Source organism: Marinomonas sp. 63XJN7_7_ISO-PGPR-S23-202, assembly GCF_056173505.1.
Genome location: NZ_CM149677.1, coordinates 4,351,919 through 4,373,766 on the forward strand (window position 1 = coordinate 4,351,919; position 21,848 = coordinate 4,373,766).

Sequence of the window (21,848 nt, forward strand, 5' to 3'; positions counted from 1 at the left end):
GGGACTTAAGAGCCACCACGCAAGCGAGTGCGATAGAGATGAAGCAACCCCCCATTGAAGAAGTTGACAGTAAAGACAATTTTGCCTCTCAGGTATTGGGGAAGCTCACCAACGATATTTTAACGGGCTATTTCCAGCCGGGTGAAAAGCTGCGAATGAGTCGCTTGAAAGAGCGCTATCAGGTTGGTGTCGGGCCATTGCGCGAAGCATTGTCGCAATTACTGGTAAAACAACTCGTCGTCGTCGAAAATCAGCGTGGATTTCGAGTGCACCCGATCTCCAAAGCGGAATTGATTGATATCTATGAAACTCGCTCAGAAATAGAAGCATTGTGTGTTGAGCTTGCCATAGAACGGGGTGATGATGAATGGGAGGCCAATATCGTCGCGTGCGCCCACAAGATGAAAATCCACAATGACTTACTGGAAAAAGAGCCGCATCGTTGGGAGCAGTACCATCACGACTTTCATTCTGCCATTGCCGAAGGATGCCAGTCTCCCGCGCTACTGCAGGTACGAGACAGCTTGTATGAAAAAGCGTCCCGCTATCGTAACCTTTGGCTAAAAAAGAACATGGTTGATGTGGCAGTCTTTGACGCCAATAAAAAAGAACACGAAGCCTTGATGGACGCTCTACTCAAGCGAGACGTAAAAACCGCTAAAGACCTTATTCGAAACCACATACGCAGCCCAAGTTTGACCCTTCAAGCCACCGCCGTCATTGATCACCCTTTTGACTAACCCCATGGTGATAATTGTGGGCAACAAAAAAGGCAGCAATGGGAGCACATCACTGCCTTTTTCATTATCCTTTCGAACGATCTTGTTTATTTTAAAACACCGTCAAAATCCGCCGCTGAATGACGTTCTTCTAAATACGCATCGCCGGAGGTACGGTTAACAATCCGCCCACGCTGAACCGCTGGACGCTGTTCCACCGCTTTTGCCCAACGTAAAACGTTTTTGTAGCTAGATACATCTAGAAATTCCGCTGCATCATACAAGTTACCGAGTACCAAGTTGCCATACCAAGGCCAAATCGCGATGTCCGCAATGGAATATTCCTCCCCTGCCATATAGGTATTGTTTGCTAGCTGTTTATCCAATACATCTAACTGACGCTTGGTCTCCATAGTAAAGCGGTCAATCGGGTACTGCATTTTGGTCGGCGCGTAAGCGTAGAAGTGGCCAAAGCCGCCTCCCAAATACGGTGCCGATCCCATTTGCCAGAATAGCCAGTTACGACATTCGGTTTTCGCTCCATGATCTGTTGGGATCAGTGCATCAAACTTTTCAGCCAAATACTGCAAAATCGACCCAGACTCAAAAACACGGGTTGGAGGCGTTGTACTGTGATCCATTAAAGCCGGAATTTTCGAGTTCGGATTGATCTCAACAAACCCTGAAGAGAACTGATCCCCTTCTCCGATATTGATTAAATAAGCATCGTATTCTGCTTGTGTTTTACCCAGTGCCAGCAATTCTTCGAGCATAATAGTGACTTTTTGCCCATTCGGTGTTGCGAGAGAATAGACTTGCAAAGGGTGCTTACCAATGGGCAGTTTCTTATCATGGGTGGAACCAGCGATAGGTCGATTGATACTGGCAAATTTACCGCCACTTTCTGTATCCCATTTCCATACTTTGGGTGGAACGTACTCTTGATTCGACTTGCTATCAGAACTCATAACCTCTCCTTAAAAACTGTTATCTGCAAAACCAACAGCTCTACTATGCGTAAAAGTTTGTCAGTGAATATCTTTACATGATGCGGTATTTTGGCGTTTCTTCAACCCTAGAAATTGCAAGAAACTAACAAGTTCTAATCAAGCTCACTTTTCTCCTCTGTATCAAAGCTGATCCGTCTTAAGGGCTTCTTTTGTCCGTTCCTATTCCCATTTAACTCTCAAATAATTCATTAAAACTCTCAAAAAACAAGGCACTAAATACCACTTTTTCCTTACATTATGATCAATATTAAATCATTTAGAATCAAAATAGAAAACGACCATAACTATATGTTTTATATGTGGTTTATTGTCAATCAGCATTTAAAACCATATACATAAAAAGGTTATTCCTCCCGTACAGTATAAAGAAAGGCTTAATAAACACAGATTACTTCAATAAAGAAGGATCAAACATGTATTAAGCCGCGAAAAGCTAGAATTTTTTTCGACACCGATTATTACTAATAGGCACAGCGATTACGTCATTTTCTCTGTTTTTTAATTCGCTATTTTTAGCAAAATCAATGTTACTGAGGAGTTCAAGATGAAAAAGATCTTTCCTGTTCTAGCAAGCACGGCCGCTGTCATTTCTTTCAGTGCAGTGGCTCAAGCAGACAATACAATGACTAATGATCACGGCTTCTATGTTGGCGGCAACTATGGCTATGTAAAAATTGATGGGCAAGACAGTTTTGATGATCATAACGACGTCAAAGAAGGTGTACTTGGTTACCGCTTAAACCCCTATCTTGCATTGGAAGGTAGTTATATTGACTTTGGCGACTATGGTAATCGTCTGGCAAGCGCCAGTACCGATGGTTATACAGCGGCGCTAAAAGCCATCTTACCAGTGGGAGACCGTCTAGAGCTCTTTGCCAAAGGGGGACAACTTTGGTACAGAACCGATTACAAAACCGCTGTTGGTAATAATAGCAATGATGACAAAGGCGTATTCGCCGGTGCCGGCGTAGGCTTTAAAGTAACCGATAACTTCCTGCTGAATGCCCAGTACACTTGGTATGATGTCGATCAAGACGCTAAAGACATCACAAAAAATGGCACAGGCAAAACCAATACTGACTTTAAACAAGCCACAGTCGGTGCTGAGTATCGTTTCTAAGCTCAGCAATTGACGTTAAACGGATGTGATTTATCGTCCTTCCATCGCATACAACACGCCTTGGATCGACCATGCTTTCAATGAAAAAAAAGCCCCGACTATCATCCAGTCGGGGCTTTTCTTGTTTATGGCTTTTCAATGGATAGATGAATTGCGCTTATCGTTCAACAAATGCTCGCTCGATAACATAATCCCCTGGCACACCAATTTTTGGTGACTCTTTTAGACCAAGTTCATCCAATAATTCTGCGGTATCTTTCAACATGGCAGGGCTACCACAAATCATCGCTCTATCCACTTCAGGATTAATTTGTGGCAAACCAATGTCTTCAGCCAGTTTTCCACTGCGAATCAAATCGGTCAAGCGGCCTTGATTGCGGAAGGGTTCACGGGTAACGGTTGGGTAATAAATTAGCTTTTCGCGTACCTGCTCACCAAAAAACTCATTCTCTGGCAGCTCTTTTTCAATGAAGTCCGCGTAAGCCAATTCACTGACATGACGCACACCGTGAACAAGAATAATTTTTTCGTATTGCTCATAGGCTTCAAAATCTTGGATAAGACTTAAAAATGGCGCAAGTCCGGTGCCTGTAGATAGCAAATATAAGTGCTTGCCAGGATGGAGATCACGAGTCACCAGCGTACCGGTTGGCTTGCGGCTGACTAAGACATCATCTCCCACTTTTAAGTGCTGCAAGCGAGAGGTTAAAGGACCATTTGGCACCTTGATACTGAAAAACTCTAAATGCTCTTCATAGTTTGGGCTGGCAATACTATAAGCTCGAACCAAAGGACGAGTATCCGTTTCTAAGCCAATCATCACAAACTGGCCATTCTCAAATCTCAAGCTTGCACTTCGCGTTGTCTTAAAGCTAAATAAACTCTCATTCCAATGGTGAACACTTAACACGCGTTCAGTTTCAAATGCACTCATGGGTACCTCAGTAAAATTCGTAAACAAAAAAGACGGACCAATTCACTTTTGTCCGTAAAAATGCGTTTTATCAAAAACAAGCATGGCAAGGATGGAAACGCATACTATAAGACAAACTAATCATTGTTAAATTGATTATTTAGATATCGTTAATATGCTCAGTACATATAAGCCCATGGCTTATTATTCCAGTATGTCATCAAAATGCACAGGGAATACGTTACTAAATAGGAATAATTCGTATAAACCACAAGCGACTTTGACCTAGGGTAGCGAACTGACTAACATCGATGCCATTCAATTCACTAAAAGAGTCTCGATATTTTATGAATCCAATTCTTGAAGCTCAGTCATCCCATCGCTCAATCCGTCAGTACACCGACAAACCCATCGATGAGTCGCAACTGCATCGGCTGATCCAGTGTGCTCAAGGGGCAGCGTCATCTAGCTTTATTCAAGCCTATTCTTTAGTACAAGTCACCAATAAAACAAACCGCCAAACCATTGCGACGTTAGCTGGCGGTCAAAAATGGATCGAATCTGCCGCTGAATTTTTGATCATCTGCGCCGACTTAAGCCGTGTGGAGTACGCTTGTATTGAACAAGGCTTTGGGGCACTAGAAGGCAATACCGAACATTTTATCACGTCCACCGTGGACGCCGCTTTATTTGCCCAAAACTTAATGCTTGGTGCCGAATCAGAAGGCTTAGGCGCTGTATTCATTGGCGGCATTCGTAACGATACCGACCAAATAGCCAAACTACTGAATCTGCCAGACCAAGTATACCCAGTCTTTGGTTTGTGCCTTGGCTGGCCGGATGCAGAGCCCGACCTCAAACCCCGTTTACCAGTGGAAGTTATTCTCCACAAAGACAGCTACGATAGCACTCGTTGCGAAGCCGATGTCAAAGCCTACGATGCGCAAATGGAATCCTACTATCAAAGTCGCAGCGGTAGCCAGAAAAACAGCAACTGGTCCGAACAAACCGCAGCGGCGGTGCAAACGAAAAAACGTGAGCATATGCTGTCGTTTTTACAAGAACGCGGCTTTTTAAAACGCTAAACAAACTAGGGAATAGAGCGAAAAAACCCTCTATTCATCACCCTATCCATAGGTAATTACAAACGGCAGTCCCCAAAGACGACTTAGTGCGCTCTGCCGTTTCTATGGCTATAGCCAATTGATTTCTCTAAACAGGATACAACTTTGTCAGTGGGGTAATGTTTCCTCAAAGGCGCGAGCTTGTGTCAAAAACGCTCCGATCCAAGTCAAAATCTGACTCGATTGCAGATCTTCGCTGTAGAGGCTGTCCCTTGCTTGGCTCAATATGTCTGGTGCTAACCTTTTATCGTACATATCCAGCAAGCAGCCTTCGAACTTACGGGAAAACTCAGGGTGACCTTGCACGGTAAGAATATGACTTTCATACAAAAGCCCAGCGAATTCACAAAAGTCAGACCGAGCAAACACCTTTGCCTGTGACGGCTTTTCCAATACTTGATCTTGATGGAAGGCACACACGGCAAAGTTTTTTTTACCCAACTGTACCTGAGCGGTTTGATCGGTTACTTCGTATCGGTGGATACCAACCCCCCAGCCGCCTTGGTAGCGATCTACCACGCCTCCTAACGCTTGCGCGATAATTTGATGGCCAAAACAAATCCCCACTAAAGACTGTTTGTGCTCATTTATGGTGCGTATAAAGGCCTGTAAACCTTGCATCCAAGATGTGTTTTCATACACGGCCGATTTTGACCCAGTAATTAACCAACTATCACAAGCAGTATGACTTTCAGGGAATTCATCGTCATACACATCATAGGCTTCAAAGGACACCTCAGGATGCAAGACCTCCAATGCTTGAATAAACATATCCGCATAGGTAGAGAACTCTGAACTCAAGTGCTCTGGCGTAGTCCCTGCCGCTAAAATTCCAATTTTCATTAACGACTCCTCTAGTCAATTTATCCCACAACACGCTTTTGACGACGCATAGCATATAAAGCAATAAGCACAGATAGTGCCACCACGACAATCATCAGAGTCGCTAAGACATTTTCCTCAGGCGGGATCCCCAATCGAACATTGGAAAAATCATCGGTAAGTCGGTATGGACAATGCCGAAATACTCGGCAAAATTGGTTTGTAACCATGCGGTTGATAAGACATAAGCCCTGAGCCAGTGTTTATCCCATTGGCCCAAGACTCTTTAATCATGCCACGTTGTTTATGATTTTTGTGACAGCGCCTATAAATAAGACTTGTATTCAATGTCTGAGATTTGCCCAAACAAACGATTCTGCTCCTGTTCTTTCGCTGCCGAAAAAGCATTAACAAAGGCTTCGCCTAGATAATCGTTTAGAAATTGGCTGTCTTTAAAGAATTCTGTCGCATCGTCCCAGCGGCTCGGCAGGCTTTCATACAAATCCACTAACGTGTAGGCATTACCTTCTATCGGCTTCGGTGGCGACATCTTATTTTCAATACCATTTAGAGCCGCACCCAACACGGCTGCCAACACCAAATAAGGGTTTGCATCCGCTCCCGACACGCGATGCTCTATGCGTCGGGCAGCGTTAGGGCTTTCTGGTATACGTACCGCCACCGTACGATTACCGTACCCCCAACCAGCGAAGGTTGGCGTATACGAACCCGCTTGGAAACGACGATAAGAGTTCAGGTGAGGGGCAAACACCAACATACTGTCAGCCATATGGTTCAGTAATCCAGCAACCGCTTGCTTTAATAAAGCGGAACCTTCATCTGTGCCGTTATCAAAGACATTTTTCCCCTCTTCATCGATCACACTAAAATGCACATGCATACCATTACCACTTTCGTTCGGGTAGGGTTTTGCCATGAAGGTCGACGCCATGCCATGTTTTCTGGACACGCCGCTAATCAGGCGTTTAAACATACTGGCATGATCTGCAGCAAGTAACGCATCATCTGTGTGCACCATGTTAATTTCAAACTGTCCGGGGCCTAACTCAGAAATAATGGTGTCTGCTGGAATATTTTGTTGATTACAGGCCTCTCGCACGTCCGCGAAGAAAACCGCTAAGCCATCCATCTCCTTCACTGAATAACAATCCGTTTCTTGTAAACGACGACCATTACCGTTGCGTACGATAGGAGGAATGGGACGCTGCGCCGTTTCCGACTCGCGATCTAAAAGATAGAACTCAAGCTCCGTTGCGACAACAGGCGTTAGACCCAGTTTTTTATAGCGATCAATAATGTTTTTCAGAATCTGACGAGGATCCAAGTGACAAGGCGAACCATCTGGTTTATGGATCATGGCAAGTATCTGCTTACGAGGTTGTTCTGCCCAAGGTACTGGCACGGCTTTATTTTGCACGGGGAGACAGAGACCATCGCTGTCGCCTGTTTCGAACACTAAACCATTTTTGAGAACGTCATTCCCCCAATTATCCAGCGCCACAACAGATAAAGGCAACTTCATCCCTTCGTGCATAATTTCTTCCATACTATTCGCAGGGAACCGTTTGCCACGTAAGTTGCCATTAAAGTCCGTTATAAACACATCAAACTCGGTTGGCTTCTCATCATTTACTAACATATACATTACTCTCTTTTGGATTATATACCGCTATAAAGCACCTTACTCTCAACAATTATCAAGAGTAACTATCCCCTAGTGGGTATATGAATAACGCTTTATTTCGACATCGACAAAAAGTCCCAACCAGAAGGGCAAAAGATGTCGATTAGTTTCCTATCAAAATCAATGATATCTCTCTTCTTTTGTGCGCCTTTTTTAGGAGCAAAAAAACCTCGTCTATTGTTTGGAATGATTTTCAACATAAAACATTATGCTTGGCCCAAGCTTTGCTAAGAAAAATAGGTGATGGATTGAAAAATAAAAGAGGTCGATGTGAAAGCACCAAAAAAAGACGCACAGAGTAGGTGTGCTCTATAATAAAACGCCTGTCAGGGGAGCGACGATAAGTATACTTCTACCAAAAAACGATGAAAATCAGACGAGGAATGGGTATGTCACAAGCTTACAAGAACGGTCACACTTCCCCATCAGACTTGATGAAAGACTTAGCCGTCCTCACCAGTCATTTGCGAATTCACAGTTTTCCTTGTGTCTTAGAAAGCTTTTTAAGTGGCTTATGTTATTTTGACGATATTAATCTCATCACTTATAAAAAAACCTTTAAACCCATACTTATCCATCCAAAGATTACGCCAGAAGAAAGCCCAACCCTTCACGCTTACCTTAACAACTTCTATTTATTAGACCCACTTTTTAATGCCATACAACAAGGCGTGTCATCGGGGATTCATCGATTAGCCGATTTGGCGCCGGATTCTTTTGAGCAAACTCGTTACTATCAGCAATGCTATCAAGCATTTGATTTAGTCGATGAAATAAACATTCTAATTAGTCTGAATCGCTCAACCACATTTGCTATTACCTTAGGCCGCAAAAAAACCGTTGGCTCCATATTACGCAGTGAGTTGAATAACTTAAAAATGGTTTTTCCCATGATTGAATCATTGGTTCAGCAGTTTTGGCTGGCACAGTCTCAAACCTATGTGGATAACGTCAGGAAAAATAGCCCTCTTAAGCAGGCACTGACCACTTTTGCTAAAGGCGCCTTAACGGATAGAGAACAAGAAGTACTTGGTCTACTGCTAAAAGGGCACTCCTCAAAGTCTATTGCAGACCAACTTGGTATTAGTGTCGGGACGATTAAGGTTCACCGTAAAAATATCCACAGTCGTCTCAACACGAACAATCAGGCGGATATTTTCACCTTATTTTTACAACACTTAGAAGGCTTAAAGCCCCTTAGGGCCTAAAAGAAAGACCAGTATCTTGTGCTTCGTCTACAGCGTCCCCTACTAACCGATTCTAAGGGACAGGTCGAATCTCGCTGCTGGACGGAACTCAATACTGACCATCATGACGTCTGAACGACGGTTTTGGCGTTCATATAATAACTCAATGGATCGCCTTCCATATCGTCTTGGATACTCATGACCGAATCTAGAAACAGATTAAATAACTCGCCAGCCGTCGTTACATCCAGTTTAGCGTAAGCATTTTTACGGTGTAACTTAACGGTTTCAACAGAGATATGAAGACGCTCTGAAATGGCTTTATTGGAGTAACCATGCAGAATCATCCCCACGGTTTGGCTTTCTCTATCGGTTAACAAACTCGTCCCAAAGCCATCCAAGGCAACCTCTAAACGCTGTCGCAAGTTAAACGAAGGAGGACTGTGTGTTTCTTTCGTCCAATGCTGTTTCATTAGCCAATCAACCATCGGACAAATATCGTTGAGCAGAGTTAAGGTTTCGGTATCAAAGACGGCTTTTTGATCCATTCGGCTTAGCGAAATGTTGATAAACGCATCATCATTGCCTACCCAAATAAGATAGCCACACTCATCCTTTAAACCACTGTTTTTATAGTAAGCGTGGTAATACTCACTCATCTTAAACCCCTCAGGGGAAAGCTCAGACAAAGCAAAAAAACCTTGTTTTTGGGCTTTTGTTGCGGCCATATAATAAGGGTCAAGCAAAAAAGTACCGTTCAAAAACTTATCAATCGAGGTCTGCATAAGGCCGTTGGGGAGTTCATTGTATTCCACTCGAGGCATGGTTTTTGATGGATAAGCTAAAATGGTGATATTGTCGACATCCACCAGCGCTTTAAACATAGAAACCATTTCAGGCAAAAATGCCTCGGTCCCCAAATAGGAGGATAAGCGCGCTGAGTGCTGACTAAAAAGGGCTAAAAAAGACATAGTTCCAGTTGCTCTTATTATATGAATACAAAACAATAAGCAAATCCATTGCCAAAACGCCTCCCCCATAGGAGGTATGTTTTCTACCTAACAAGGTCACTACAATCAATAGACACGCTACGTGAAGGAAGAGACACCATGAAACACTATAACAAATTCTATATCAATGGTACTTGGGTGCCATCCGACAGCACGTCTATTAAAGAAGTGATTAATCCCACAACGCAAGAGGTCATTGCGCAAGTCAGTTTGGGAAACAAAAGCGATGTCGATCAAGCCGTCATGGCCTCGCGCAACGCCTTTGCCTCTTGGTCACAAACAAGCCGAGAAGAACGCTTAGCCGTTTTAGACCGTATCATTGAAGTCTATAAAACTCGCCTCGAAGACATGGCTCAAGCCATTACAGCAGAAATGGGCGCGGCCATTTCCATGAGCCGTTCAGCACAATCCCCCATTGGCATGTTGCATTTTATCACTGCTCGGGATGTATTAGCGGACTTCTCCTTTGAAAATGAACTGGGCGATAGCCATATAGTAAAAGAGCCAATTGGGGTATGTGGCTTTATCACTCCGTGGAATTGGCCGATGAACCAGATTGCCTGTAAAGTTGCACCCGCTTTAGCCTGTGGCTGTACTATCGTGCTAAAACCAAGCGAAATGACGCCTCTTTCAGCTCAATTATTCGCGGAAATTCTCCATGAAGCGGGCGTCCCAGCTGGTGTATTTAATATGGTGTATGGGGATGGGCCTGAGGTCGGCTCCGCCATTAGCAGCCACCCGGATATTGATATGGTTTCCTTAACGGGCTCAACCCGTGCGGGGGTACAAGTCTCTAAAGCGGCGGCAGATAATATCAAACGTGTGTCGCTGGAATTAGGCGGTAAATCCCCCTTTGTGATCCTAGACGATGCCGATTTCGAGGGTGCGGTTCGTTGGGGGGCTACGCACTGTTTTCGTAACGTTGGGCAATCATGCAACGCCCCAACACGCATGCTGGTTCCTGCCTCCCTTCACGATCAGGCAGTTCAATTCGTCAAAGACACAGCGTTGAATACTCAAGTCGGAGATCCATTATCAGAAGATACCGACATCGGCCCCCTATCCAACGCACTGCAATTTGACAAAGTCAATGGCATGATTCAAAGCGCCATTGATGCAGGTAACGAGTTGATTGTCGGCGGTACTGGTCGCCCTGACGGTTTAGATAAAGGGTACTTTATTCGCCCTACCGCGTTCGCTAATGTGCGTAACGATTCGACCATTGCCCAAGAAGAAGTCTTCGGTCCGGTACTCTGTATCATTCCCTATAGCAGCGAAGAAGAAGCCATCCAAATCGCCAACGATACACCTTATGGATTGGCCGCTTACATTGAATCAGGCAGTTTAGAACGGGCCCGGTCTGTGGCGAGAAAAATGCGCGCTGGTACCGTCTACCTCAACCGTAACGATTTCGATCCACGCGCACCATTTGGCGGCTACAAACAATCCGGTAATGGGCGCGAATGGGGCGAGTTTGGCTTCCACGATTTCCTAGAAATCAAAGGCATTGTTGGTTACCAATAAACCTTGGAAAACCACTATTACTATAGGCATATATACTCGCACTCACCATTCCGGTGAGTGCGTTGCCATTCCCTACCTAAAAGGGTAATCCCAACCGATTCCTTTTATAGATATCATAAACGACAATGACACCTTCATAGGAGCGTTATTGCATTTCACCTGTTTGCCATAAAAAAGGAGAACACTCCTAAGCAAACGAATCTTATTGTCATAGGAGAATATCCATGAGCAACAAACCTCTACAGCCAACAACAGAGGCTCTGCGCGCCTTAGACCAGGCCCACCATCTACATCCCTTTACCGATGTGGGAGCGTATCAAAAAAGCGGTGGCCGCATCGTTACCCGTGGTGAGCATATTTATTTTTATGATTCAGAAGGCAGTAAAGTGCTTGATGGCATGTCGGGTCTATGGTGTTGTAACCTTGGCTACAGCCAACCCAAAATTGTTGAAGCCATTCATGAGCAGCTGCAAGTGTTGCCTTTCTACAACAACTTCTTCCAGTGCTCTAATGACACGGCAGTGAAAATGGCAGAGGCCATGGCGCAAGTCACTCCCGACCATTTAAACCATGTGTTTTTTACCAACTCTGGATCAGAAGCAAACGATACCAATATTAAAATCGTCCATCGCTATTATCAGATTCTTGGCAAACCAGAGAAAAAGCACTTTATCGCCCGTAACAACGCCTATCATGGAAGCACAGTGGCCGCTTCTAGCCTATCGGGCATGACCTTCATGCACGATCAATACACCGGAATTGATTATGTACACCACATCCAACAACCCTACTATTTCGGTGAAGGTGGTGATCTGACACCAGAAGAGTTCGGTCTGCAAGCCGCCCGTGAGCTAGAGAAGAAAATCGAAGAACTTGGCGAAGACAAGGTCGCAGCTTTTATCGCTGAGCCTATTCAAGGGGCTGGTGGCGTGATTATCCCACCAGACTCTTACTGGCCAGAAATTCAGCGCATTTGTAACGAACATGACATTTTATTGATCAGTGATGAAGTCATTTGCGGCTTTGGCCGTACAGGTAGCTGGTTTGGTTGCCAGACCTATGGCTTTAAGCCGGACCTGATGACGTTTGCCAAAGCCGTCACCAATGGCTTCCAACCCCTCGGTGGTGTGATGGTATCGGACAAAATTGCGGAAGTTCTTGCCCAGGGTAAGGGAGATTTTGCCCATGGCATGACCTATTCTGGCCATCCCGTTGCCTGTGCGGCCGGGCTCGCCACCTTGGATATTCTGCGAAGCCAACACACCATTGAAAACATGGCGAAAGATGTCGGTCCATATTTCGAGCAGCGCTGGAAATCCCTAGAAGCGCACCCGATCGTCGGCGAAGCGCGCGCCAAAAACATGGTCGCCGCCTTAGAGTTAGTCAAACACAAAGACTCAAAGGAACGCTTAGCCCCCAACGCAGCCGCCAGTATCGTTTGCCGAAATCAAGCTATTAAAGAAGGCTTACTGGTTCGCGCCGTCGGAGATGCCATGGTGTGTGCGCCACCAATCGTCTGTAGCAAACAAGACGTTGACACCATTATTGAGCGGATGTTCAGGGCGCTTGACTACACCGCAAAGCAATATGCGCTATAAGAATAACTGAAGCGAAAAAGGGCGAGCGGCAACGACTCGCCCTTATCCTATTTCTAGTCACGCTTTACAGCCATTCTCTCCCTAAACTCCCCTCGCCTCACATCATCTAGCGGTGATGCCTGCCGTATGTTTAGAAACAGTAAATCTGCCATAAAAACGTCAACGCCATTAACAAGTATAAAAAATTTCACTATAGGACGCGATGACTCGTGCGATCATAATAAACTAACTCAAGCACTCTAATGGATGATAACTAAGTGACCATGAAATACATCATATCTTTTATGAGAATAGGCCCAGCCCTTCTGGCCCTTCTAGCGGGTGTGGCCCAAGCCGCAGAGAGTCTTCACTTACAATCCCCTGCCGCCAGTGCCGACGACCATAGCCTCCTATTGACTTGGACACCACCGGACAATATTAGCGACATTCAGGCTTATCAGATTTTAGAAAACAGTCATGTTATCGGGTCGGCGAAAAACCACAACATTTACTCAGCTGCCAAGCCGTTTATTGATCACTTTTACACGAACAACCCAAATCACTTCACCCAGAAAATCGTTTGGCAAAGCGCTAAAATTAGCGACTTATCTCCTGATAAAAGCTATCAATTTCAGGTCCAAGCACTAGATAAAAACGGCCAGATACTTAACACCAGTCCGGTATTAACACTGAGAACCACCCCGCGCCCTATCCAACGCAACATCGCTTCCTTTGGAGCAAAAGGGGATGGCAAAACCGACAACACACACGCCATTCAACAGGCCATTGCCAGCTGCCCAGCACACTGTGAACTCACTGTCCCAGCTGGCACCTTTGTCACAGGGGCGATTTACTTAAAAAGCAACATGACGCTCCATCTCGCAAAAGGCGCCAAGTTACTCGGCTCCAGCCATGCCGATGACTACCCTATGATCAATAAAACCCCTTCCGCTTTGATCAATGTAGTGCAATCTCCTGCTACCGACAGTAAAAAATTCACCAATGTACGCATTGTCGGCAGCGGCATTATTGATGGCGATGGTTGGAAACAATCAACCGATCATTACCAAAACTATTTACAGCACGCTCAACCACACTACTTACATGGCAGTAATAAACTGTATTCTCAATACGGTCTATTGGCTAAATCGCAAGTCGAAAAAGGCATCAAAGACGGTATGTCTGCACACAAAGCCTATGGCAGTATGCGCTCTAATCTCGTTTACCTTAGAAAAGTCACTAACCTCTATGTGGAAGGAGTCACATTTCGAAACCCATCGAATCATGCCATTGTCAGCAGTAGCAATAAAAATGCGACTTATAACAGCATTAAAGTGGAAACCTACGACGTCAATAATGGGGATGGCATCGATATCAGCCGAGGCACAAACACCTTAGTGTTGAACAGCTACTTCGATGTGGGAGACGACGCTATTAACTTTGCCGCAGGAGCTGGCGCTAAAGCCGCGTTCGAACAAGGCGTAAACGGGGCTTGGCTGTTTAATAACTTTATCTATCACGCCCATGGTGGCGTTGTCTTAGGCAGCCGGACAGGCTCTGGTATCAAGCATATTGTGGCGGAAAATAATGTCATGGTGAAAACCGACATAGGCCTGCGAGCCAAAAGCAGCGATGCCATAGGCGGCGGTGCCTCTGATGTGATTTTTCGTAATACGGCGATGGAGGACTTAGCGGATCAAGCCGTGGTACTAACGCTCCAGTATGGCGACCCAAACGAAGTCACCCAGTATGAGCCTGCCACTACCCCCGCACAGTTCTCTGACTTTAGCATTAGCCATGTGTCCGTGGACGGCATCGCAGGGAAAAAGCCCTCCATTCAAATTGTGACAGGCTTTACTCATTCGTCTTACCATAAAAACATCAACTTCAATGATGTCCGCTTGAACAATATCATGCCAACCGATATTCAAGATCTACGAGATAGCCACTTCGATAATGTCACCTTTAGCAATCTTAAAAAAGGCAGTACATTCTGGAACGTCCATAATGTGTCGGGCGTCACCATTGATGGTGTTGATGCTAACAACGTCGCACGTTAAACATTGATAGAGATAGGTCGCCGGCTCGCCCTATCTCTACTCATTCAAGCAAGCCAGCCAATGAAAAGCAAAAGCCCAAATACCTTGCAATAAAAATCAAAGCCTTACATTGATTGTCCTATTACGTTGTCATGTAAAAACAGAGCCGTTATATTGAGTCTCGATTATTAACAAGAGGGGAAACTGTTATGCAAAATATCGCCACCGTACCAAATGTCGTTTTCAAAACACGCGTTCGTAATGAAGAGCTAGGTGGACCAAACCCTTTCGAATGGAAAGACCTAACGTCAGACGAGTTGTTTAAAAACAAAAAGGTTGTGGTTTTCTCTTTGCCTGGCGCCTTCACACCAACTTGCTCTAATTCACATCTACCACGCTATGAAGAGCTACACGAAGAGTTTCAAAAACAAGGCATCGATCAAATCGTTTGTATTTCCGTCAACGATGCCTTCGTTATGTTCCAATGGGGTAAAAGCCAAAACGCTAACCATGTTTTCTTGCTACCTGATGGTAATGCTGACTTTACCCGCCAAATGGGTATGTTGGTCAAAAAAGATAACTTAGGGTTTGGCATGCGCAGCTGGCGCTATTCTATGTACGTAGAAAACGGCGAAATCAAAAAACTGTTTGCTGAAGATGGTTTCCAAGACGACGCACCAAATGACCCATTTGAAGTCTCTGATGCAGACACCATGTTGGACTATCTAAAATCTCGTTAAGCCGAGAGCCATTCAGGCAAATGGGCTAAAAATCACTTATTGCATTAAACGACTACTAAAATAGTAAGTGACATATCACAAAAAGAAGCCAGTTATCCTTGATAACTGGCTTCTTTTTTAGCGTTTTCTATAGTCGAAAATCATACCCCCTAACGAACAAAGTTATCACGTATCAACGAGACCACTTCATCCGTGCGACCATTTAGAACGGCTTTAATGCCAAACATGGCCGTCGACATGACCTGAGACGCTTCAATCTTTGGCGGCATCACCAACTCCATTCGGCTGACTCTGACATCCAATAGAGCAGGTTTATCGGTGGCTAACCACTGTTGCATGGCTTCTTCCAACTGATCGGTTTTATCCACTCGGAACCCTTCTAAACCTAGCGTTTGAGCTAGGTTTGAAAAGTCAGGATTTTTCAAACCAGTAAAGGCATCCAACAAACCTTCAACACGTTGCTCCATTTCAACAAAGCCAAGGGATTCATTGTTAAAAATCAGTAATTTAACGGGAATATTTTCTTGAACCAGTGTTAATAAATCCCCCATTAGCATACTCATTCCCCCATCACCACACATGGCGATCACTTGGCGATCTGGATAGGCGTTAGCAATCCCCAACGCTTGAGGGTAAGCATTGGCCATGGTGCCGTGGAGCAGACTGGTTAAAAAACGGCGTTTCCCCGTCGCAGTTAAATGGCGTAATAACCACACCATAGGCGAACCACCATCAGCCGTGAAAATGGCGTCGTCCGCTGCCAGTTTATCCAAAGTATGAGCGACGGTTTGTGGATGGATCAATGATTGTCCAGATTCCGCCTCTTGCACGTACTCCGCTTTGTCTTTTTTCCATTGCGTTAACGCTTTGTCTAAATGGGCTTGATCGTTTTTCGGCGTAAGTTTTGGTAGCACAGCTTGGAGAGAATCTGCAACGTCCCCCACTAAACCAAGATCAATGGGGCTACGTTTACCTAAATGTCTGGCATCAATATCAATCTGAACAATCTTCGCTTTCTCTGGATAAAACTGGCTATAAGCGAAATCGGTGCCAAGGCAGATTAGCAAATCACAATCCATGACCGCCTCCATCCCCGCACGGTTGCCTAAAATTCCCGTCATTCCTACTTGATAAGGGTTGTTAGGCTCAATAAATTCTTTCGAGCGAGAACTGTGAACAATGGGGGCTTTTAATAACTCCGCCAACTCAATCAATTCTTCGCAGGCATGTTTTGCGCCAATGCCAGCGTACAAGGTAACCCGTTCAGCATTGTTAACCATGGTAGCTAATTCAGCGATTTCAGAAGGGTTAGGACAAATGGTTGGTTTAGCGGTATGTACCCGCCAATTGACATCATTAGTCACTTTTTCTTGGAACATATCGCCATTGACGACAATCACCGCTACCCCGTTTTTTGTCAGTGCCGCTTGCGCCGCTTGAACCGTAATGCGACGCGCTTGGTCTGGATGAGAAATGCGTTCACAAAACACAGAGCATTGATCATAAAGGGCTTTTTGATCCACTTCTTGAGGAAAGTTCAGACCCTCTTGTCGGCGATCCACCTGAGAAGCAATCAACACCATGGGCGAGCCGTTACGATGGCTTTCGAAAATACCATTAATGAAGTGCAAGCTGCCTGGACCGCATGTTCCTGCGCACAATGCTAACTGCCCCGTCATATAAGCTTCGCCACCAGCGGCCATGGCTCCTACTTCTTCGTGGCGCACATGCACCCAATCAATATCAGACCGACTGAGAACGTCAGTAAAGTGGTTAATGGTATCGCCAACAATGCCATAACAGCGCTTAGCACCCGCCTCGCTTAGGGTATCAACAATGATATCGGAAACAGACTTGCTCATCTCTACTTACTCCTTACGGTCATGATAGATGCTTTTTATAATGGGCTATTCACCTCCAGTCTGCATCCTAAAGTTGACATTATCTACATATCTTCAAATAGGCAAAAAGTAAGAGGTGATCAACAGACGAGCGAAGCGGTTTTTATCTGAATGTATAGGTATTAGGGTATTTTTTATCTTAAGATACGCTAAGTAACGACGAAAAATATAAAAACAAAGCCTTATGAAGGGTAAATAAAAAGTGATGAATCATGCGAATTTTAGTAGTAGAAGACGATAAAATTCTCGGTGAAGCCATTTGCCAAAGAATGAGTCGAATGGGCCACGGCATTGATCTCGCCGCAACCGGTAAAACCGCCCAACAAATGCTGGATTTACAACAATACGACTTATTGTTATTAGACCTAAACTTGCCAGATACAACGGGCAATCGCATCCTGGCAAGCCTCAGAAAAAAACATGCTCATACCCCCGTCATCATTCTCACGGCTCGTAACCAAGTGGAAGACAGAATTACTCTGCTCGATTTGGGGGCCGACGATTACCTGACTAAGCCCTTTGATTTTGGCGAATTAGAAGCACGTTGCCGAGCCTTACTGCGTCGAAGTCACGGACAAACCCTCAATACCATTGAATATGGCAACGTCTCGCTTGATCTGGACGCCTGTAAAGTCACAGTGAATAGCACGCCTATTGATATCAAACAGCGAGAGTTTCGTTTACTGGAAGTCTTTATGACGCACACGGGTAAAGTGCTCAGCAAAGAAGCATTGATCGAACATCTCTACAATTTTGACGATCACCCTAACACCAGCGTTATCGAAATCTACGTCGCCCGTCTTCGTAAATCGCTCCATGATAGCGACTTTAAGATTCGTACTATTAGGGGATTAGGTTACCTACTGGAAAAAAGGCATGAGTAAAACTCGATCATTGCGTCGGCAATTATTAGTCATGACCTTCATCGTCTTACTCTTCATCAGTAGCCTCGCGCTCTGGGGAGCACACATTTATGCCAACCGCACCACGAAAATATCCTATGACCGGCTACTTTACGGCGCGGCATTGCAAATGGCGGAGAACATCACCTTAGTTAATGGCAAAGTCATCATCGACTTACCCATATCGGCCTTTGAGACCCTGTCGTTATCCAGCTCCGACCGAGCCTTCTATTCCATTATGAATACTCAGTACCAGGTTTTGACAGGTTATAAAGATTTACCGGATATTCCCTTTCCCCAACTCATCAGAGAATCGCAACAGAATAAACCAATAAAACCCCTTTATTATGAATCAAACTACCGTGGTGAGCGGGTGCGTTTTATTATTTTAAGCAAACGATTACTGGAGGCGGACAAGAGTAAAACCGTATTTGTGATCGTGGGACAAACCATGGAAGCCCGCGCAAAAGCCGCTAAAGAGTTCAACCAAATCGCCCTGCAATTTGTCAGTGTCTTTTTCATTATCACCATGTTGTTATTACTGTTTGTGATTTGGCAAGTGTTGCGCCCTCTCCAATCCATCAAGCAAGCGATAACCGAACGCTCTTCTTTGGATCTGTCGGCATTAGATATCCATGTGCCAAGCGAAATTGCGCCACTAGTCGGTAGTATTAATTACTTTATGGCCCAGCTCGATAACACCTTACAGCGTTTAGAACGCTTCACGGCCGAGTCCGCCCATCAGATTAGAACGCCGCTTGCTGGGCTCATCTCACAAGCCCAAAATGCCCTAGATGAAAAAGATTCAGCCCTTAGAAAACAACAACTGGAAAACATATTAGAAAGCAGCCAATTGCTGACTCAAACCGTCAATCAATTGTTAAACAGAGCCACCCTAACACACCGCTTTCAAAGCCACCCCTTCTCGCTCCTCTCCTTGGATGAGTTAATCAAAGACACTTGCCGCGAACTTGTTGTCTGGGCATTAGAAAAACACGTCGAAATTGCTTACGTAGGTGACGCTAAAACCAATATTTTGGGGGATGAATTTGCCCTCAAACAAATGCTGCACAACATCATTGAAAACGCCGTTAAATACAGCCCCGAACATGGCACGGTGGAAGTGGAATTGATGACTCAATCAACGAATCAAGCACGGTCCAACCAAGCAACGCTGCAAATACGAGATCAGGGGGTTGGTGTCTGCGATGAGGATAAACTTCATATCTTCGAGTATTTTTACAGAAGCGCCGATAATGTGGCGGCGGGATCGGGGATTGGTCTCTCCATTGCCAAAGAGGTAGCAGAGCACCACAAAGCCACCTTTCACCTAAAAGATAATCAACCGACAGGGTTAATTGTTGAGATTGTGTTCCTTTGCGTTGAGGAATCAAAACAATGAAATATTACTTAGCTTTTTTGTTTTGCTGTTTTATGGCCTCTGGAGCTGACTCGCACCCGTCCACTCCCTCGCCTTCTAATACAACCGACACCTATAGCTACCCAAGTTTAGCCAAGCGAACCGTCCTTTTAACGGTTCATGGTGCACTGGATCACACCCTAATTGCCCCTCTTTTTAGGGCATTTATAGCGCAACATCCTCATACTCAGATTCAATATACCGAGTTGAATACCAATGCCCTTTACCAGACCTTTTTAGACGCCCCACAAGAACGGCCAGACATTATGATGAGTCCTGCCATGGATTTACAATTTAAACTGGTCAACGATGGATTCGCTTTACGCAACGACTCACCACTGCCTCAGTCTCTACCAATGGATTCACAATGGCGACAAGAACTCTTCGGCTTTACTTATGAGCCCATTGTAATGGTCATCAACACTGACATTCTTGCAGGTTCCCCGCTGCCCACCAGCCGCGAACAATTACTCACCTTAATACGGAACAAAGGCCATCTTTTAGACGGCAAAATCGGCCTCTTTAATATTAAAAAAGTCGGACTTGGCTATTTGGCTTGGTCATACGATAGCCAGCAATCGCGCACCTATGGACGCTTATTAGAAGCGTTTGGCAATCATAAAGCGCAACTCTATACCGACACGCACACCATGCTTGAAGCCTTGTTAAAGGGCGACCTGTTTATTGCCTACAATCTTGTTGGTTCTTATGCCTTTCAATGGAGCAAAAAATACCCGTGGATTGTCACCTTAATGCCCACCGACTACACAAGCATTATCATGCGGACTGCTTTTATCAACCGACAGACAAAACACCCCAAAACCGCCAAATCTTTTATCGATTTTTTACTGTCTCATCAGGGGCAAAGCTTACTCGAAGCCTCTGGTATCACACCTTTAGATCGTCATATAACGGGGCAAAATAGTCGTCAGGCCTTACAAAAACTGCCTCATGGTATTTTCCGCCCAATTCCTTTAGGCCTTGAACTGTTGATCCAAACAGACTCCGCTAAAAAGCAACTCATCTACGATGAATGGGATGAGACTTTAGGCTCCTCCATGTCCCCGTCTCAATAATGACAAGAAACGGTCAACCCCATGAAAGGTTCGTGAAAGGTTTCTGTCATACACTGCCCTAAGGACAATAACAATAATATCGATCCTTGGAGCATCTTATGTTTATGAAAGCATGGTTTAACAAAGCCGTTATCGTTGGTGCGCTTTGCAGCACACTGATCGCCACACCCGCCCTTGCCACAGAACGAATCTCTATTGGTACGGGTGGAACCGGTGGTCTCTTTTACGTCATGGGGGCAGGTATTTCCCAAATCATCAATAAATACATGCCTGACACCACCGCCCGCGCCGAAGTCACGGGGGCATCAATCGAAAACAACTACCGTGTGGCCGCAGGTCAAATGACGCTGGGGTTATCCTCCTCTTCCACCTTGTACGAAGCCAAACAGGGCATCGGCCCATTTAAAAAAAGCGGAAAATTGGATGTGGCGGCTATCGCCTACCTTTATCCGGCGGTCTTACAAGTCGCCACCATTCAAGGCACAGGAGTAAAAGATTTTAAAGATCTAAAAGGCAAACGTGTCAGCATGGGACCTCCAGGCAGTAACGCCGCGGTTTTAGCCACGCGCTTATTTAAAGAATATGGTGTGTTTAAAGACATCACACCGCGCTTTTTATCCTATACAGAAGGAGTAAAAGCCTTGATCAATGGCCAAGTAGATGCCGCTGTCGTTTTGGCTGGTGCGCCAACAGCGTCATTGATTGACTTGGACTCACAACGCCACATGACACTCTTATCAGCCAGTAAAGAAAGTATCGATGCGTTGATCAAGAAATACCCTTTCTACCAAGTTTACTCTTTACCTGCTGGCACCTACCCAGACCAGAAAAAAGCCGTCACCATGATCAATGATCCTGCGGTTCTGTTCACCAGTGGCAAAGCCGATCAAACGAAAATTTATAACATTACCAAAGCCATTTTTGATCACCTCGATATGCTAAGAAAAGTGCATCCATTGGCGAAAAAAATCTCCCTGAAAACCGCCCCCAATACGCCCATTCCACTGCACCCTGGCGCGAAAAAATACTTCGATGAAATGAATAAGCAGTAGGAGAGTC

Annotated in this window: 18 protein-coding genes; 12 read left to right on the plus strand and 6 right to left on the minus strand. The window is 45.0% G+C overall.

Annotated features, from left to right (window positions below; genetic code table 11):
• Positions 1 to 38: 38 nt before the first annotated feature.
• Positions 39 to 740, plus strand: coding sequence for a DNA-binding transcriptional regulator CsiR (gene csiR, locus AC0VYG_RS20035; RefSeq protein ID WP_199478600.1), 702 nt, complete (start codon positions 39 to 41; stop codon positions 738 to 740).
• 86 nt (positions 741 to 826) lie between these two features.
• Here the strand turns inward: csiR and yghU are convergent, their stop codons facing one another.
• Complete coding sequence (yghU, locus tag AC0VYG_RS20040; RefSeq protein ID WP_475429658.1) at positions 827 to 1,687, minus strand: glutathione-dependent disulfide-bond oxidoreductase; 861 nt, start codon at positions 1,685 to 1,687, stop codon at positions 827 to 829.
• 586 nt (positions 1,688 to 2,273) lie between these two features.
• On the opposite strand from yghU, the gene AC0VYG_RS20045 reads away from it, so the two are divergent.
• A complete protein-coding gene (locus AC0VYG_RS20045; RefSeq protein WP_475429659.1) occupies positions 2,274 to 2,849 on the plus strand; it encodes a porin family protein in 576 nt (191 codons plus the stop codon).
• Positions 2,850 to 3,006: 157 nt separating this feature from the next.
• Here AC0VYG_RS20045 and AC0VYG_RS20050 read toward each other — a convergent pair whose 3' ends face one another.
• Positions 3,007 to 3,783, minus strand: a complete 777-nt coding sequence (locus tag AC0VYG_RS20050) for a ferredoxin--NADP reductase (protein WP_067019032.1) — start codon at positions 3,781 to 3,783, stop codon at positions 3,007 to 3,009.
• A 326-nt stretch (positions 3,784 to 4,109) separates the two neighbouring features.
• Here AC0VYG_RS20050 and nfsA point away from each other — a divergent pair, with 326 nt between their 5' ends.
• On the plus strand, positions 4,110 to 4,847 hold the full coding sequence (nfsA, locus tag AC0VYG_RS20055; protein WP_475429660.1) for an oxygen-insensitive NADPH nitroreductase: 738 nt from the start codon (positions 4,110 to 4,112) through the stop codon (positions 4,845 to 4,847).
• Positions 4,848 to 4,994: 147 nt separating this feature from the next.
• Here nfsA and AC0VYG_RS20060 read toward each other — a convergent pair whose 3' ends face one another.
• Both AC0VYG_RS20060 and AC0VYG_RS20065 read right to left on the minus strand, forming a co-directional pair.
• Positions 4,995 to 5,729, minus strand: coding sequence for a glutamine amidotransferase-related protein (locus tag AC0VYG_RS20060; protein ID WP_475429661.1), 735 nt, complete (start codon positions 5,727 to 5,729; stop codon positions 4,995 to 4,997).
• A gap of 304 nt (positions 5,730 to 6,033) precedes the next feature.
• A complete protein-coding gene (locus AC0VYG_RS20065; RefSeq protein WP_475432560.1) occupies positions 6,034 to 7,368 on the minus strand; it encodes a glutamine synthetase family protein in 1,335 nt (444 codons plus the stop codon).
• 434 nt (positions 7,369 to 7,802) lie between these two features.
• Here AC0VYG_RS20065 and AC0VYG_RS20070 point away from each other — a divergent pair, with 434 nt between their 5' ends.
• A complete protein-coding gene (locus tag AC0VYG_RS20070; RefSeq protein WP_475429662.1) occupies positions 7,803 to 8,621 on the plus strand; it encodes a LuxR C-terminal-related transcriptional regulator in 819 nt (272 codons plus the stop codon).
• A 101-nt stretch (positions 8,622 to 8,722) separates the two neighbouring features.
• On the opposite strand, the gene AC0VYG_RS20075 is transcribed toward AC0VYG_RS20070, so the two are convergent.
• Positions 8,723 to 9,571 (minus strand): response regulator transcription factor, encoded by an 849-nt coding sequence (locus AC0VYG_RS20075; protein ID WP_475429663.1) that lies wholly within the window; start codon positions 9,569 to 9,571, stop codon positions 8,723 to 8,725.
• Positions 9,572 to 9,709: 138 nt separating this feature from the next.
• Here AC0VYG_RS20075 and AC0VYG_RS20080 point away from each other — a divergent pair, with 138 nt between their 5' ends.
• From AC0VYG_RS20080 to AC0VYG_RS20095, 4 genes are all read left to right on the plus strand, one after another.
• On the plus strand, positions 9,710 to 11,134 hold the full coding sequence (locus AC0VYG_RS20080) for an aldehyde dehydrogenase family protein (protein ID WP_475429664.1): 1,425 nt from the start codon (positions 9,710 to 9,712) through the stop codon (positions 11,132 to 11,134).
• A gap of 224 nt (positions 11,135 to 11,358) precedes the next feature.
• Positions 11,359 to 12,732, plus strand: coding sequence for an aminotransferase (locus AC0VYG_RS20085; RefSeq protein WP_475429665.1), 1,374 nt, complete (start codon positions 11,359 to 11,361; stop codon positions 12,730 to 12,732).
• Positions 12,733 to 12,995: 263 nt separating this feature from the next.
• Positions 12,996 to 14,771 (plus strand): glycosyl hydrolase family 28 protein, encoded by a 1,776-nt coding sequence (locus AC0VYG_RS20090; protein WP_475429666.1) that lies wholly within the window; start codon positions 12,996 to 12,998, stop codon positions 14,769 to 14,771.
• A gap of 188 nt (positions 14,772 to 14,959) precedes the next feature.
• Positions 14,960 to 15,490 carry a redoxin family protein gene (locus AC0VYG_RS20095; protein WP_475429667.1) on the plus strand — a complete coding sequence of 177 codons (531 nt, stop codon included), beginning with the start codon at positions 14,960 to 14,962 and terminating at the stop codon, positions 15,488 to 15,490.
• Positions 15,491 to 15,639: 149 nt separating this feature from the next.
• On the opposite strand, the gene AC0VYG_RS20100 is transcribed toward AC0VYG_RS20095, so the two are convergent.
• Complete coding sequence (locus AC0VYG_RS20100) at positions 15,640 to 17,352, minus strand: thiamine pyrophosphate-dependent enzyme (RefSeq protein WP_475429668.1); 1,713 nt, start codon at positions 17,350 to 17,352, stop codon at positions 15,640 to 15,642.
• A 251-nt stretch (positions 17,353 to 17,603) separates the two neighbouring features.
• Between AC0VYG_RS20100 and AC0VYG_RS20105 the strand changes: the two genes are divergently transcribed.
• The 4 genes from AC0VYG_RS20105 (at position 17,604) to AC0VYG_RS20120 (ending at position 21,841) form a co-directional block, all read left to right on the plus strand.
• Complete coding sequence (locus tag AC0VYG_RS20105) at positions 17,604 to 18,275, plus strand: response regulator (RefSeq protein WP_475429669.1); 672 nt, start codon at positions 17,604 to 17,606, stop codon at positions 18,273 to 18,275.
• Positions 18,268 to 19,695: a sensor histidine kinase gene (locus tag AC0VYG_RS20110; protein WP_475429670.1), complete on the plus strand. Its 1,428-nt coding sequence runs from the start codon at positions 18,268 to 18,270 to the stop codon at positions 19,693 to 19,695. Before AC0VYG_RS20105 ends, AC0VYG_RS20110 begins: the two co-directional genes overlap by 8 nt.
• Positions 19,692 to 20,789: an ABC transporter substrate-binding protein gene (locus tag AC0VYG_RS20115; RefSeq protein WP_475429671.1), complete on the plus strand. Its 1,098-nt coding sequence runs from the start codon at positions 19,692 to 19,694 to the stop codon at positions 20,787 to 20,789. The genes AC0VYG_RS20110 and AC0VYG_RS20115 overlap by 4 nt, the downstream gene beginning before the upstream one ends.
• Positions 20,790 to 20,887: 98 nt before the next feature.
• A complete protein-coding gene (locus tag AC0VYG_RS20120; RefSeq protein ID WP_475429672.1) occupies positions 20,888 to 21,841 on the plus strand; it encodes a TAXI family TRAP transporter solute-binding subunit in 954 nt (317 codons plus the stop codon).
• The last annotated feature ends 7 nt before the right edge of the window (positions 21,842 to 21,848 follow it).

What these genes read in the sequence shown, in the direction of transcription:
- csiR (WP_199478600.1), top strand. Translation starts at nt 39, where the DNA reads ATGAAGCAACCCCCCATTGAAGAAGTTGACAGTAAAGACAATTTTGCC.
- yghU (WP_475429658.1), bottom strand. Translation starts at nt 1,687, where the DNA reads ATGAGTTCTGATAGCAAGTCGAATCAAGAGTACGTTCCACCCAAAGTA.
- AC0VYG_RS20045 (WP_475429659.1), top strand. Translation starts at nt 2,274, where the DNA reads ATGAAAAAGATCTTTCCTGTTCTAGCAAGCACGGCCGCTGTCATTTCT.
- AC0VYG_RS20050 (WP_067019032.1), bottom strand. Translation starts at nt 3,783, where the DNA reads ATGAGTGCATTTGAAACTGAACGCGTGTTAAGTGTTCACCATTGGAAT.
- nfsA (WP_475429660.1), top strand. Translation starts at nt 4,110, where the DNA reads ATGAATCCAATTCTTGAAGCTCAGTCATCCCATCGCTCAATCCGTCAG.
- AC0VYG_RS20060 (WP_475429661.1), bottom strand. Translation starts at nt 5,729, where the DNA reads ATGAAAATTGGAATTTTAGCGGCAGGGACTACGCCAGAGCACTTGAGT.
- AC0VYG_RS20065 (WP_475432560.1), bottom strand. Translation starts at nt 7,368, where the DNA reads ATGTTAGTAAATGATGAGAAGCCAACCGAGTTTGATGTGTTTATAACG.
- AC0VYG_RS20070 (WP_475429662.1), top strand. Translation starts at nt 7,803, where the DNA reads ATGTCACAAGCTTACAAGAACGGTCACACTTCCCCATCAGACTTGATG.
- AC0VYG_RS20075 (WP_475429663.1), bottom strand. Translation starts at nt 9,571, where the DNA reads ATGTCTTTTTTAGCCCTTTTTAGTCAGCACTCAGCGCGCTTATCCTCC.
- AC0VYG_RS20080 (WP_475429664.1), top strand. Translation starts at nt 9,710, where the DNA reads ATGAAACACTATAACAAATTCTATATCAATGGTACTTGGGTGCCATCC.
- AC0VYG_RS20085 (WP_475429665.1), top strand. Translation starts at nt 11,359, where the DNA reads ATGAGCAACAAACCTCTACAGCCAACAACAGAGGCTCTGCGCGCCTTA.
- AC0VYG_RS20090 (WP_475429666.1), top strand. Translation starts at nt 12,996, where the DNA reads ATGAAATACATCATATCTTTTATGAGAATAGGCCCAGCCCTTCTGGCC.
- AC0VYG_RS20095 (WP_475429667.1), top strand. Translation starts at nt 14,960, where the DNA reads ATGCAAAATATCGCCACCGTACCAAATGTCGTTTTCAAAACACGCGTT.
- AC0VYG_RS20100 (WP_475429668.1), bottom strand. Translation starts at nt 17,352, where the DNA reads ATGAGCAAGTCTGTTTCCGATATCATTGTTGATACCCTAAGCGAGGCG.
- AC0VYG_RS20105 (WP_475429669.1), top strand. Translation starts at nt 17,604, where the DNA reads ATGCGAATTTTAGTAGTAGAAGACGATAAAATTCTCGGTGAAGCCATT.
- AC0VYG_RS20110 (WP_475429670.1), top strand. Translation starts at nt 18,268, where the DNA reads ATGAGTAAAACTCGATCATTGCGTCGGCAATTATTAGTCATGACCTTC.
- AC0VYG_RS20115 (WP_475429671.1), top strand. Translation starts at nt 19,692, where the DNA reads ATGAAATATTACTTAGCTTTTTTGTTTTGCTGTTTTATGGCCTCTGGA.
- AC0VYG_RS20120 (WP_475429672.1), top strand. Translation starts at nt 20,888, where the DNA reads ATGTTTATGAAAGCATGGTTTAACAAAGCCGTTATCGTTGGTGCGCTT.